At 64.9% G+C, this 12,202-nt stretch carries 14 protein-coding genes; 11 read left to right on the forward strand and 3 right to left on the reverse strand.

Annotation, left to right across the window (positions count from 1 at the left end; genetic code table 11):
* Positions 1-2: 2 nt before the first annotated feature.
* Together FR943_RS04990 and FR943_RS04995 are read left to right on the forward strand one after the other, a co-directional pair.
* Positions 3-707 carry a DUF2334 domain-containing protein gene (locus FR943_RS04990; RefSeq protein WP_217155244.1) on the forward strand — a complete coding sequence of 235 codons (705 nt, stop codon included), beginning with the start codon at positions 3-5 and terminating at the stop codon, positions 705-707.
* A gap of 20 nt (positions 708-727) precedes the next feature.
* Complete coding sequence (locus tag FR943_RS04995) at positions 728-2,371, forward strand: FAD-binding dehydrogenase (protein WP_217155245.1); 1,644 nt, start codon at positions 728-730, stop codon at positions 2,369-2,371.
* Between the two features lie 8 nt (positions 2,372-2,379).
* Here FR943_RS04995 and FR943_RS05000 read toward each other — a convergent pair whose 3' ends face one another.
* The gene (locus FR943_RS05000; RefSeq protein ID WP_217155246.1) at positions 2,380-3,018 is read right to left on the reverse strand and encodes an MBL fold metallo-hydrolase; all 639 of its coding nucleotides are present in this window, start codon (positions 3,016-3,018) and stop codon (positions 2,380-2,382) included.
* 34 nt (positions 3,019-3,052) lie between these two features.
* Between FR943_RS05000 and FR943_RS05005 the strand changes: the two genes are divergently transcribed.
* From FR943_RS05005 to FR943_RS05035, 7 genes are all read left to right on the forward strand, one after another.
* Positions 3,053-3,706: an ATPase gene (locus tag FR943_RS05005; protein WP_217155247.1), complete on the forward strand. Its 654-nt coding sequence runs from the start codon at positions 3,053-3,055 to the stop codon at positions 3,704-3,706.
* Between the two features lie 10 nt (positions 3,707-3,716).
* Positions 3,717-3,956, forward strand: coding sequence for a phosphoribosylformylglycinamidine synthase subunit PurS (gene purS / locus FR943_RS05010; protein WP_217155248.1), 240 nt, complete (start codon positions 3,717-3,719; stop codon positions 3,954-3,956).
* Positions 3,953-4,627: a phosphoribosylformylglycinamidine synthase subunit PurQ gene (gene purQ, locus FR943_RS05015; protein WP_217155249.1), complete on the forward strand. Its 675-nt coding sequence runs from the start codon at positions 3,953-3,955 to the stop codon at positions 4,625-4,627. The genes purS and purQ overlap by 4 nt, the downstream gene beginning before the upstream one ends.
* A 393-nt stretch (positions 4,628-5,020) precedes the next feature.
* The gene (locus FR943_RS05020; RefSeq protein ID WP_217155250.1) at positions 5,021-6,175 is read left to right on the forward strand and encodes a WXG100 family type VII secretion target; all 1,155 of its coding nucleotides are present in this window, start codon (positions 5,021-5,023) and stop codon (positions 6,173-6,175) included.
* Positions 6,150-6,383, forward strand: a complete 234-nt coding sequence (locus tag FR943_RS05025) for a hypothetical protein (protein ID WP_217155251.1) — start codon at positions 6,150-6,152, stop codon at positions 6,381-6,383. The genes FR943_RS05020 and FR943_RS05025 overlap by 26 nt, the downstream gene beginning before the upstream one ends.
* Positions 6,380-7,129, forward strand: coding sequence for a hypothetical protein (locus FR943_RS05030; protein ID WP_217155252.1), 750 nt, complete (start codon positions 6,380-6,382; stop codon positions 7,127-7,129). The genes FR943_RS05025 and FR943_RS05030 overlap by 4 nt, the downstream gene beginning before the upstream one ends.
* A gap of 124 nt (positions 7,130-7,253) precedes the next feature.
* Positions 7,254-8,561, forward strand: a complete 1,308-nt coding sequence (locus FR943_RS05035) for a 9-bladed beta-propeller domain-containing protein (RefSeq protein ID WP_246584849.1) — start codon at positions 7,254-7,256, stop codon at positions 8,559-8,561.
* A gap of 88 nt (positions 8,562-8,649) precedes the next feature.
* Here FR943_RS05035 and FR943_RS05040 read toward each other — a convergent pair whose 3' ends face one another.
* Positions 8,650-9,447, reverse strand: coding sequence for a family 1 encapsulin nanocompartment shell protein (locus FR943_RS05040; RefSeq protein WP_217155253.1), 798 nt, complete (start codon positions 9,445-9,447; stop codon positions 8,650-8,652).
* Positions 9,444-10,475 (reverse strand): Dyp-type peroxidase, encoded by a 1,032-nt coding sequence (locus FR943_RS05045; protein ID WP_217155254.1) that lies wholly within the window; start codon positions 10,473-10,475, stop codon positions 9,444-9,446. Before FR943_RS05045 ends, FR943_RS05040 begins: the two co-directional genes overlap by 4 nt.
* Before the next feature lie 50 nt (positions 10,476-10,525).
* Here FR943_RS05045 and FR943_RS05050 point away from each other — a divergent pair, with 50 nt between their 5' ends.
* Both FR943_RS05050 and FR943_RS05055 read left to right on the forward strand, forming a co-directional pair.
* On the forward strand, positions 10,526-11,785 hold the full coding sequence (locus tag FR943_RS05050) for a M18 family aminopeptidase (protein WP_217155255.1): 1,260 nt from the start codon (positions 10,526-10,528) through the stop codon (positions 11,783-11,785).
* A 15-nt stretch (positions 11,786-11,800) separates the two neighbouring features.
* Positions 11,801-12,154: a VOC family protein gene (locus FR943_RS05055; RefSeq protein ID WP_217155256.1), complete on the forward strand. Its 354-nt coding sequence runs from the start codon at positions 11,801-11,803 to the stop codon at positions 12,152-12,154.
* The last annotated feature ends 48 nt before the right edge of the window (positions 12,155-12,202 follow it).

Consider the following 12,202-nt stretch of genomic DNA (forward strand, 5'->3'; position numbering starts at 1 on the left):
GTGTGACCGGACAACTCATCGTCTCGATATCGCAGATCAGCGAGTCCACGCTGGGTGATGTCGCGTCGTTCTGCGACGAGCTCGACGCCCGTGCGGTACCGGTGTCGTTCCTGGTGGCCCCGCGGCTCAAGGGTGGGTACCGGTTGGATCGTGACGCCGCCACGGTCCAATGGCTGGCCGACCGCCGCAGCGGCGGTGACGCGGTGGTGCTGCACGGCTATGACGAGGCCGCGACGAAGAAGCGTCGCGGCGAGTTCGCCACGTTGCCGGCGCATGAGGCCAATCTGCGCCTGATGGGCGCCGACCGGGTGCTCGAACACCTGGGGCTGCGCACCCGGTTGTTTGCCGCACCGGGCTGGACCGTATCGCCGGGGACCGCCACGGCATTGCCGCGCAACGGCTTTCGCCTGCTGGCCGAGCTCAACGGCATCACGGACCTGGTTCGTCACAGCACAACCCGGGCGCGGGTAGTGGGTATCGGGGAAGGGTTCCTGTCCGAGCCGTGGTGGTGTCGCACCGTGGTGCTCGCCGCCGAACGCATTGCACGACGCCAGGGCACCGTGCGGGTTGCAGTCGCTGGGCGGCACCTGCGGCGGCCTGGCCCGCGGCAAGCCATGCTCGATGCGATCGACCTGGCTTTGCTGCACCGCTGCGTGCCCACGGTCTATCAGTGGCGCGGTTTCACCGTACTGACCGAGGCTGCCTGATAGGGCTAGTCTTGCCTCTCATGGCAGACGCCGACGTCATTGTTGTAGGTGCAGGTCTGGCAGGATTGGTCGCTGCGTGCGAGTTGGCGGACCGGGGCCATCGGGTCCTGATCGTCGACCAGGAGAACGCCGCCAATCTGGGTGGGCAGGCCTTCTGGTCGTTCGGCGGGCTGTTCTTCGTCGACAGTCCGGAACAACGAAGGCTCGGCATCCGGGACAGCCAGGAACTGGCGCTGCAGGACTGGCTGGGCACCGCGGGATTCGACCGCGCCGAGGACCACTGGCCGCGGGAGTGGGCGCACGCCTACGTCGACTTCGCCGCCGGGGAGAAACGCAGCTGGCTGCGCGCCCGCGGACTGCAGACCTTCCCGCTGGTCGGCTGGGCCGAGCGCGGTGGCTATGGGGCGCTGGGACACGGCAATTCGGTGCCCCGGTTTCACATCACCTGGGGGACCGGGCCGGCACTCGTCGACATCTTCGCCCGGCGACTGCGCAGTGAAGCTCGGGTGCGGTTCGTCCACCGCCACCGCGTCGACGAACTCATCCTCTCCGAGGGCGCCGTCGTCGGGGTACGGGGCTCGGTACTGGAGCCCTCCGATGCGCCCCGCGGGGCGCCGTCATCACGAAATGTCATCGGAGACTTCGAATTTCACTCCGCTGCCGTGATCGTGGCCAGTGGTGGGATCGGCGGCAACCACGACCTGGTGCGCAAGAACTGGCCGGCCCGCATGGGTCGTGTGCCCGAGCAACTGCTCAGCGGCGTGCCCGCACACGTCGACGGCCGAATGATCGGCATCTCCGAGCAGGCCGGTGCGCACGTCATCAACAGCGACCGGATGTGGCACTACACCGAGGGCATCACCAACTACGATCCGATCTGGCCCAGCCACGGGATTCGCATCCTGCCTGGACCGTCGTCATTGTGGTTGGACGCCAACGGAAAACGTCTTCCCGGCCCGCTGTACCCCGGTTTCGACACCCTTGGCACGCTTGAGCACATCTGCCGCACCGGCCAGGACTACACCTGGTTCATCCTCGACGCGCGCATCATCGCCAAAGAGTTCGCGCTGTCGGGCCAGGAACAGAACCCCGACCTCACCGCGCGGAGCGTGCGTGAGGTGCTGGCCCGGGTGAAACCCGGTGCCCCGGCCCCGGTGCAGGCCTTCGTCGACCGCGGCGTCGACTTCGTCAGCGCGCACTCGCTGCGCGAACTGGTGACGGCGATGAACGGCGTGCCCGACGTCGTCGCACTCGACTACGCCACGGTGGCCGCCGAGGTCACCGCCCGCGACCGCGAGGTGGCCAACAAGTTCACCAAGGACGGGCAGATCACCGCGATCCGGGCCGCGCGAAACTATCTGGGTGACAAGTTCACCCGCGTCGTCGCGCCCCATCGGCTGACCGACCCGAAAGCCGGACCGATGATCGCGGTCAAGCTGCACATCCTGACCCGAAAATCCTTGGGCGGGCTGGAAACCGACCTCAGTTCCCGAGTGCTCAAGGCCGATGGCGCCGCCTTCGCCGGGCTGTACGCCGCCGGGGAGGCAGCGGGATTCGGCGGCGGCGGGGTGCACGGCTACCGGTCGCTGGAAGGCACTTTCCTGGGTGGCTGCATCTTCTCCGGCCGGGCCGCCGGCCGGGGCGCGGCAGCCGACATCGCCTGAGCTGTGAATCAGAACTCGGTGCCGTTTTCCTCGGTGAGCACCTGGAATTCGGTGCTCGTCATCTCCGCCAGCCGCCCGTAGTAGATGCCCCGCGCGTTCGGCTCGATGATGCCCTGGTGGATCGGCACCGCCCGAGCCGGAGCGACCGCGCGCAGGAAGTCCACTGCCTCCGAGATCTTCATCCACGGAGCGGCGGCCGGGGTCGCGAGCACGTCGACCGGTTCGTCGGGAACAAACAGTGCGTCACCCGGATGCATCAGCCGGGCCGCATGCTCGTCATCACCCACCAGATACGAAATATTGTCGATCACAGGGATTTCCGGATGGATCACGGCGTGCCGTCCACCGGAGCCGCGCACCGTGAGCGCGCCGACCCGGAATTCGTCGCCGGGATGCACTGCCCGCCAAGGCTCACCCAACTGGGCGGCGGTCTGCGGGTCGGCATACAGCGCTGCCTGGGGATTGGCGTCGATCAGCGCCGGCAACCGCGCGGTGTCGACGTGATCAGGATGCTGATGGGTGATCAGAATGGCCGACAACCCGGTGACCCCTTCGAAGCCGTGCGAGAAGGTGCCCGGGTCGAACAGCACCGTGGTGTCCGAAATACTGGCCAGTAGGCACGAATGTCCGAAATGCGTGAGCTGCATGCCTATATTGTGACGCTCGGTGAGGTTCTGGCGGGTGATCGCGACAATGTCGCTCGTGCTCTGCGGGCTGGCCGCAGCGCCGCCCTCGGCCTGGTCGGACCCCACCGGTGACTGCCCGCCAGTATGTGACCGCATCCCGGACTCGGCATGGACGGCTGCCTCGGACATCCCCTTGGCCCGCGCATACCGCTGGCCCGACCTGGCCGGGTTGGCGGTGACCTCCGTCTCGCCGCGGTTCCGCTTCGAGGAGGAGTGTGGCGTCGCGCCGGTGCCGGGCGACCCCCGAGGCTATGCCGTCGCCGCGCGCTCGGAGGTCATCCAACCCGAGGGGCAGTGGCAGCTGCGCGAGCAGCTCATCCACTGGCGCGGCGAGACCTGGCAGGGCGGCCAGACCGCCCTGGCCGTGGTGCAGGCTGCGACAGCGGCGCTGCGTGCGTGCCGGAACCCCGGCATTGCCACGTCGATCACCACCGACCGACCCGGCGAGCTGGTCGCGGTCCTCAACTTCGGCGATGGGCGGGAGCTGCACGAGTATCTGGTCGCCGATCCGGACAACAGCACCGTCGTGGAATTGGCCATGTGGTCCAGCACACCGACCCGGGTCCCGTGGTCGGCGCGAACGGATCAACAGGTCCTCGATGCGCTGACGGAGCCACTGTGCACGGCTTACATCGGGTCGTGCCGGTAGAGTGTGCGCCGTGGCAAAGGTGGTTGTGCACGTCATGCCCAAGGCAGAGATCCTCGACCCGCAAGGGCAGGCAATCGTCGGGGCACTCGGTCGGCTTGGACATGGCGGTATCTCGGACGTCCGTCAGGGCAAGCGCTTCGAGCTCGAAGTCGATGACTCCGTGGCCGACGAAACGCTGGCCGAGATCGCCGAATCTCTGCTGGCCAACACGGTGATCGAGGACTTCTCGGTGCACCGGGAGGACGCGTGACCACCCGAATCGGGGTGATCACCTTCCCCGGCACGCTCGACGACGTCGACGCAGCCCGCGCAGTGCGGCTGGCCGGGGCCGAGGCGGTCAGCCTGTGGCACGCCGACGCCGACCTCAAAGGCGTCGACGCGGTCGTCGTCCCCGGTGGCTTCTCCTACGGTGACTACCTGCGCTGCGGGGCGATCGCGAAGTTCGCGCCCGTCATGGGTTCCGTGGTCGAAGCCGCCGGCAAGGGCATGCCGGTGCTGGGCATCTGCAACGGTTTCCAGGTGCTGTGTGAGGCCGGGCTGCTGCCCGGTGCGCTCACCCGCAACGCCGGGCTGCACTTCATCTGCCGTGACGTCTGGCTGGAAGTGGCCTCCAACACCACCGCCTGGACCACCCGGTACGACGCCGGCGCGGATCTGCTGATCCCGCTGAAGTCAGGTGAGGGCCGCTACGTCGCCGCCGAGGCCGTGCTCGACGAGCTCGAAGCCGAGGACCGCGTCGTCTTCCGCTACCGCGAGAACCTCAACGGCTCGATGCGCGGAATTGCCGGCGTGTGCTCAGCCAACCGCCGCGTCGTCGGCCTCATGCCGCACCCCGAACACGCCACCGAGGCGTTGACCGGACCGTCCGACGACGGGCTGGGGTTGTTCTACTCCGCGTTGGACGCGGTGCTCTCGGTTTAGCTTCTTTTGGCGCGCTGACCCCTACCCGCCCGGTGTTAGATTCAAATCCCATGGTTTATGTGCTGGGCTGGCGCCGTCGGGCATGAAAGATGTTAAGGGGGACAAGTGTTAGTCAATCCTGATCTTCTGCGCGGGTTTGCGACGCAAGCCGATACAGCGGCGGGAGCAATACAAGAGTCTGATGCGGGATTGACAGTTAGCGCAGCAGCTGACGGGCTTCCGGGATCAATGACGCAGTGGACGACCCGCGAGGTCGGAGGTCATCTGGATCAAGTGCTGGCTGATATTGCGCAGGACGTTGGCACGATCGGAGCTTTGGTCCGCGGAGCGGGTGATAAGTACGAAGTCGACGACAACGATCTTTCACGCGGTTTCGAGGGATTGTTCTAGGGCATGCTGCCGTCGCGATCGCGGTTGATCTCCTGGAACCCAGATTCTCTGCAGGCCGCTTCAAAGTCGATCAGTTCGGCTGGCGTCTCGGTATATCAGGCGGTGCGCAATCTCGACGATGGTTGCGACCGATTACCCGAGGCGCGGACATGGTCAGGTGGCGCTCACGAGGCAGCAACCGGCATGTTTGCCCAAGCTACCCGGCGCGCCTCGCATTTCCAGAACTACACAGAGGCTGTCTCCGAAGTCTTGTCCAGGGGTAGCGGGTTGATAGGCAAAGCCCGAACCGACCTTCTGCGGGAGGCTGATGAGATTGACAAAGGCGAACTGAACGTCACCGACCAGTGGGTGGTGTTGATCGACCCGGCTGGAATGTCAGCTGAGAAGGCCGCTGGCCTGCAAAAGCAAGCGGAGTCTGCTCAAATGGAAATCAACCGATTATTGACTGCTGTCGGTGACGCGGATCAGGAGACTGCTCAGAAACTGCTACTAGCTCGAACGGGTCGCGAGTCAGGCGGCGCCTTCAACGACGTTCAGATGCCTGGTCCGAGAGTGCTACCTCCCCGGCCCGGCGACGAGGTGCCCGACCCAAGGACACCCGACGGTAAGACGCTGCAGGACATCACTCGGGCCGGCGACATGGCGACGACGGTGCGGGAACAGTCTGAAACTGAAGACAATTTAGGAAATAAGATTACGACGCTGACGATGTTAGACGGCAGTAAACAGGTGATCACGGAATTCGGCGGCTCGGTGGCATATCGATCGTTTCCAGAGGGTACGGTCAAGGTTGAACACATTGGCCGAAATGGAAATCATATTTCTGATACTTACACATATCACAATAAGGATGGCAGCACACGTACGGATATCACCTGGGGGGATGGGACGCAACTTTCAATTGCGAAAGATGCGGACGGGAATTGTCTCGGTGGGGTCACGGTGCCGGGAGTTAAGTCCGGCGTTCTGCCGGATACCTTTTTCACCCATCCTATTCCTGCGGCCGCGGGCGCATCCTTTTCGGGCCTGGAAAAGCAGGCCGGTAGAGGAATTCCAATATTGAGCGCTGATGCGCTCGACAACGTTAAAGTTAGGTTCGAAATTCGGCGGCCCAGCAATTGGTGTCGCAACAATGCTGTACGATCTGAATTCCGTTGAAAATGTGCATGAGGCTTGTGTGACCGCAATGTCCGGTGCGGGAAGCATCGCGGGTGGTTACTTTGGCGGGCCCATGGGGGCGGCGGCTGTCTCGGCGATGGGGCTGCCGATGCTCGCCCCTGTCGGTGCATTCATGGGCGACTTGGCCGGTGCATGGACATTGGGCTATATCGGAGGTGCCATCGGCGAACTCGTGTGCCCCTCATGAAGGTAGGTCTCCCGGCTATTCTCGGCGCACTTTTGTTCGGCGCCACAGGAATCCTGGCTTCCGTCTGGATAGTGGTTGCAGTGATGCGCGGCGAATACCTTACGGCTATAGTTTCCTCCGGTTTTGCGCTGGCCTGCCTCGCCTTTTCTGTGCCGCTGTTGAAAGTGATTCGTGGCAGCGTATTTCCGCGCGGTGAATGGGGTGCTGAGGGTACGATGATTCACCCAGATCGGGGTATCGAGTTCCCCGTGATAATCGGGACCTTCGGTGCGGTTGTGGCAAGTGTGTTGTTTACCGCGTTTTTTCCATTCGGCAGACTTGATATACCTGTGCCGAGTGAAACCCGGGTATTGCTTCCGTATCTTAGCGGAATGTTAGTGCTCGTGAGTACCCCGATTGTCTGGAGAATACTTCGATCTGGCGGCATCTATTGGCTGCAATTGACTCCAGATGGATTCGTTGTGAACGCCGGCGGCGTCTCGCCGCGAGTTGGTTCTTGGGATCAAGTGGTTGATGTAACCGACGCGGTCCCCGGCAGTACTGCGGCGGATGATCCGAATACCGTTGTTCTCGTTCTTGAGGGCGATGTAGTGATCAAACTTCCTGGTGCGGCATTCACGCCGGAAGGAGTTGCGCTGCGTCGACTAGTATTTTTCTATTGGCAGCATCCGCTCAACCGAGATGAACTCGCTGACAACCGTGCATTCGATCGTTTGCGATCGGAAAACTTTCGCGCAGGCTCTTGACCTCGCCGTCCCGTCAGCCGGTCCTGGCCAGTGCACGGCCAGCAGACCGAACCGTTGTAAACCGAATCCCGGCAGTAGGGCGGCCTTGAAAAACCGTATGCGCCTGCGCTTTCGCTGGTGGTCGATGGCCGCTCTCGCCTGCGTAGCGACAGTTGTATCCAGTTGTTCCGGCGGCACCACCGAGGGACAGCCGATCAAGGACGCGTTGGCGCCTGAGTTGCCGCAACAGATCCTGCTGTCCTCATCGATGCGTCGGCAACCCGTGCCAGGGTGGACGACTACGGTTGGCGAGCTTGCCCTACCGCCCAGCACGGTCGTCCGGCCGGTAGGGTACGTCGATGATCGGGGAGTCTTCCTGGGTATCGCCGAGGACGGGTGGTGGCTATTCGGTCTCGACGTCACGACAGGTCAGCGGACCTTCGGTCCCGTGCGCCTTGGGCCTGCCGGTGAGGCAACGGATTTCAAATGCTATGTGAATGGCCCACCCGTGGTCCTCTGCGTGCGGCAGGGGCCCGATCCAAACGCCCCGTCTACGGCGTGGGTGGTGGATTCGTCGTCGGGCACCGTGAAATACGACGGACCTACTGAGCTACATGTGGCGGCGCAGGATAAGCCTCGCCTGGAACAGGTCGGCGACTACGCGGTCGCGGTGATGTCGGGGAAGGGCGTATATGGAGTGGGTGCGCATGGCGAGCTGACGTGGTTCGTACCCGGTGATGGAATATTGCCAGCGCAATTCGCATCTTGGGAGCGGGATGCACATCCATCGACATTGGCAGTCCAAGGTCGTGACGAAATCACCGACGTGGTGTTCTCCGTGGTGGACGGCAGCATCGTGAAACCATCTATGCCGCAAAATGTTCAATTTGGCCGTGCCGTCATCTACCCCGGCGGCTTCGGCTACGAGTACAACCCGGTGGGTGACTTCAGTACGGAACGAGTGGCATTCTTCGACGACACTGGGAAGAAGCTCAGCGCGCCAGATTCGCGCGGTACTCTGGAAACTCGTTCCGTCGATCTGCCGCTCGTGAGGTCAGCGTCGAAGGACATCGTGCTCACCCTCGCTGGTCAACAGCTCCTCGAGCTCCCACCATCACTGACGTCCCCGGATGCTCGTCTCATCGGATCCCGATTCTTCGTTGCCGCTGACAAGGAGCATCGAAGTTGGCGGCAATTCGACCTGCAGACCGGTGAGCCCGGAGAGACCTGCGAAGGCGAGAGCCTTGGATTTCAGTACATCGCCTCAGACGGTGAGGTGGCTGTCGCCCACGGGAAGCGCACCCCTGCACAGGCGATCGATCTGACGACCTGTGACGTGCTGTGGTCGATAGCGGGATCAACCCCGGACGAAGCCAAAGAGGTCTGGAAAGTAAACACCACGTTGGTACAACGCAGCAACGACAGGCTGTTTGCGTTGGTGCCCCCGAAATAGCACCCTCACCGCGCCACGAGCGTGCGCAAAGTGTTGCCCCGCGAGCGGCGTGTCGGGGACAAACACGCACGCTCGCGGGGCAAGGGGATCAGGCAGTGAGCGCTACGGAGGCTTCGGCGGTGTAGGCCAGGAACGTCAGGGTCTCCTGCAGGTACAGCTGCACGCTCTCGGCGTCGTGGGACAGGTAGCCGATCGACACGTCGGTGCCCAGCTGCAGGTCGAAATCCCCACCGCGGGTGGACAACACGAACGCCCCGTCGATGGCCGGGGCCCAGATGATCTGCCCGTCGACCAGCCGGCTCAGATGGTCGCGGATCGGGTAACCGCCCACCGTGGTCTCGCTGACCTTCGTGTAGGTCTCGGCCGACAGCAGCACCGAGTACGGACCGTCCACACCGGCCAGTCGCAGCTCCGACAGGGCCTGGGCGATCACGTCGGGAATCTCGCGGGCGTCGTCGGGCAGGGCCAGCGCCGGGTTGGAGCTCGAGCTGCGGATGCCTTCGATCGACGCGGCCGGATAACCTTCGAAGATCGCTCGGTCCTCGACGAACGCCAGCTTCTTGGCGGCATCCTTGACCGGATCCCAATCGGAATCCTGCGATCCGCGCTCGACATCGTCGATGTCCTTGCGCTGCACCGTGAATGGGACGCGCAGGCGCACCAGTGGTTTGGCGTCGCGCAGGTGGGCGACGACACCGTCGCCGGGCGGGCTGACATCGAGCAGGTGGCCCGTGCTGATCGCCGCGGTGACCGGGCCGCCGGGCTCACTGACATCGACCACGCGGCGTCCGGCGATGTGGCGCTTGAAGGTCCGGCTGGCTTCGAGCTCGATCTCAGCCCAGGCCGACGCGGTGATGGGAGCGAGCTCGCGGTACAGGTTGTTCATTGCGGGATTCCTTTCAGGCTGCCGATGCCCAGTGAGCCGTTGGGGTGGCCCTCGGGTGAAACGTCTGCTGCCGACTCTGACGTCGCATCCGACGACGGCAGTGGCGGTGGATCATCGAGAAAATCGATCGTGGGGGAGAAGAACAGGCCGCCGGTGAGGGCGGTGGAGAAATCCAGGATGCGGTCGGTGTTGCCGGGCGGGTCCCCGATGAACATGTTGGTCAGCATCCGTTCGGTGACCGTGGGCGTGCGCGAGTAACCGATGTAGTACGTACCGAATTCACCCTTGCCGATCTCACCGAACGGCATGTTGTGCCGGATGATCTTCAGCTCGTTGCCCTCGTCGTCCTCGATCACGTTGAGCGCCACGTGCGAATTCGCCGGCTTGACCGCATCGTCGAGCTCGATGTCGTCGAGCTTGGTACGGCCGATCACCCGCTCCTGCTCCTCGGTGGACAACGAATTCCACGCAGCCATGTCGTGCACATACTTCTGCACGTGCACGTAGCAGCCGCCGGCGAAATCCGGGTCCTCGTCGCCGATCTGGCTGGCATTGGTGGCCACCGGACCGTTCGGGTTCTCGGTGCCGTCGACGAAACCCATCAGGTCGCGGTTGTCGAAGAACTTGAAGCCGTGCACTTCGTCGACGATCGTCACGGCGCCGGCCAGTGCGTCGGCGAATTTGGTGGCGAGTTCGAAGCACACGTCCATCGACTCGGCCCGCAGGTGGAACAGCAGGTCACCGGGGGTTGCCGGGGCGCGGTGGCGCGGCCCCTCCAACGGCACGAACGGATGCAGCTCGGCGGGACGCGGACCGGAGAACAACCGGTCCCAGGCGTCGGATCCGATCGAGACGATCGCCGACAGGTGTTTGGTGGGATCGCGGAAGCCGATGGCGCGCACCAGACCTGAGATGTCGGCCAGGGCGTCGTGGACCGTGGCCTCGCCGCCTTCGTCGATCGTGACGACCATGAACACGGCGGCCGGCGTCAGCGGCGCCAGGACCGGCTGGGGCTGTGGGGCAGGCACATATTGGACCCTAACGCGCTCAGCCCCGAAATCCCGGTCAAGATAGAGATATGCCAGCCAGTCCCCAGAGCCTGTGCGAGTTCATCGATGCCTCGCCGTCGCCTTTCCACGTGTGTGCCTCGGCAGCGCGCCGACTGCGCGACGCGGGATTCACCGAGCTGTCCGAAACTGACGCCTGGCCCGGTACCGGCAGGTTCTTCACGGTGCGGGCCGGTTCGCTGGTGGCGTGGAACACCCAGGGCGCCGACCCCGGTTCCCCGTTCCGGGTGGTCGGCGGCCACACCGACAGCCCGAACCTTCGGGTCAAACAGCACCCGGACCGTGTCGTGGCGGGTTGGCAGGTCGTCGCGCTGCAGCCCTACGGCGGGGCCTGGCTGAACTCCTGGCTGGACCGCGACCTGGGCATCAGCGGCCGCCTTTCGGTGCGCCGGGGCTCGGTGGTCGAACACCTGCTGGTGCGGGTCGACGATCCGATCCTGCGGGTACCGCAGCTGGCCATCCACCTGTCCGAGGACCGCAAGGGTGTCAGCCCGGACCCGCAGCGCCACGTGAATGCGGTGTGGGGGCTGGGGGAGCGACCGAAATCCTTCCTCGGTTTCATCGCCGAGCGGGCCGGGGTTGCCGAGCGCGACGTGCTGGGCTTTGACCTGATGACCCACGACCTGACTCCGTCGGCGGTCACCGGCGTGGGCGGGGAGTTCGTCAGCGCGCCCCGGTTGGACAACCAGGTCACCTGCTACGCCGGGCTGGAGGCCTTCCTGGCTGCCGACAGTGGCGCCCAGATCCCGGTGCTGGCGTTGTTCGACCATGAGGAGGTCGGCTCGACGTCGGACCACGGCGCCCAGTCCGAGCTGCTGCCCACAGTGCTCGAGCGCATCGTGCTCGCCGCGGGCGGTAGCCGGGAGGACTTCCTGCGCCGGGCCGCCGGGTCGATGGTGGCCTCGGGTGACATGGCGCACGCGACACATCCGAACTACCCGGACCGCCACGAACCCGGCCACCAGATCGCGGTGAACGCCGGACCCGTGCTCAAGGTGCAGCCCAATCTGCGCTACGCCACCGACGGCCGCACCGCGGCGGCATTCGCGCTGGCCTGTGACCAGGCCGGGGTGCCGCTGCAGCGCTATGAGCACCGCGCCGACCTGCCGTGCGGGTCCACCATCGGGCCGATGACCTCGGCGCGCACCGGGATCCCGACCGTCGACGTGGGCGCCGCACAACTCGCGATGCACTCGGCGCGCGAGTTCATGGGTGCCAAGGATGTGGCGGCCTACTCCGCGGCATTACAGGCGTTCTTGTCACCGGCCTGATCTAGGGTCGGCGCCATGGCACTGTCCGTGGAGATGATCACTGTCGACTGCACAGACCCCGATGCGCTGGCCCAGTGGTGGGCGCAAGCTCTCGGCGCTCAGGTGACCGCCGTTGCGGCAGGCGAATTCGTGATGCTCGTGCCGCCCGACGGGCCGCGCCTGGCGTTCCAGAGGGTTCCCGATCCGACGCCCGGCAAGAACCGGGTCCACCTCGACCTCAGCGCGGCGGACGGGGAAGCCGAGGTGTCGCGGTTGGTGGGGCTCGGCGCCACCGAGACCGGGCGGCACAGCTTCGGTGACGACTTCAGCTGGGTGGTGCTGGCCGATCCCGAGGGCAACGCGTTCTGTGTCGGCCTGGGGCAGGGCTAGCTGATCCGGCTGGGCCACGAAGCCGGCCAAGACGCGGCTGCCTGCGGC

It is taken from the genome of [Mycobacterium] fortunisiensis, assembly GCF_019050325.1.
GTDB lineage: Bacteria > Actinomycetota > Actinomycetes > Mycobacteriales > Mycobacteriaceae > Mycobacterium > Mycobacterium fortunisiensis.

Excerpts from the sequence above, each read along its gene's own strand:
- FR943_RS04995 (WP_217155245.1), top strand. The coding sequence starts at position 728 with ATGGCAGACGCCGACGTCATTGTTGTAGGTGCAGGTCTGGCAGGATTG.
- FR943_RS05000 (WP_217155246.1), bottom strand. The coding sequence starts at position 3,018 with ATGCAGCTCACGCATTTCGGACATTCGTGCCTACTGGCCAGTATTTCG.
- FR943_RS05020 (WP_217155250.1), top strand. The coding sequence starts at position 5,021 with ATGCTGCCGTCGCGATCGCGGTTGATCTCCTGGAACCCAGATTCTCTG.
- FR943_RS05025 (WP_217155251.1), top strand. The coding sequence starts at position 6,150 with ATGCTGTACGATCTGAATTCCGTTGAAAATGTGCATGAGGCTTGTGTG.
- FR943_RS05030 (WP_217155252.1), top strand. The coding sequence starts at position 6,380 with ATGAAGGTAGGTCTCCCGGCTATTCTCGGCGCACTTTTGTTCGGCGCC.
- FR943_RS05035 (WP_246584849.1), top strand. The coding sequence starts at position 7,254 with ATGGCCGCTCTCGCCTGCGTAGCGACAGTTGTATCCAGTTGTTCCGGC.
- FR943_RS05040 (WP_217155253.1), bottom strand. The coding sequence starts at position 9,447 with ATGAACAACCTGTACCGCGAGCTCGCTCCCATCACCGCGTCGGCCTGG.
- FR943_RS05050 (WP_217155255.1), top strand. The coding sequence starts at position 10,526 with ATGCCAGCCAGTCCCCAGAGCCTGTGCGAGTTCATCGATGCCTCGCCG.
- FR943_RS05055 (WP_217155256.1), top strand. The coding sequence starts at position 11,801 with ATGGCACTGTCCGTGGAGATGATCACTGTCGACTGCACAGACCCCGAT.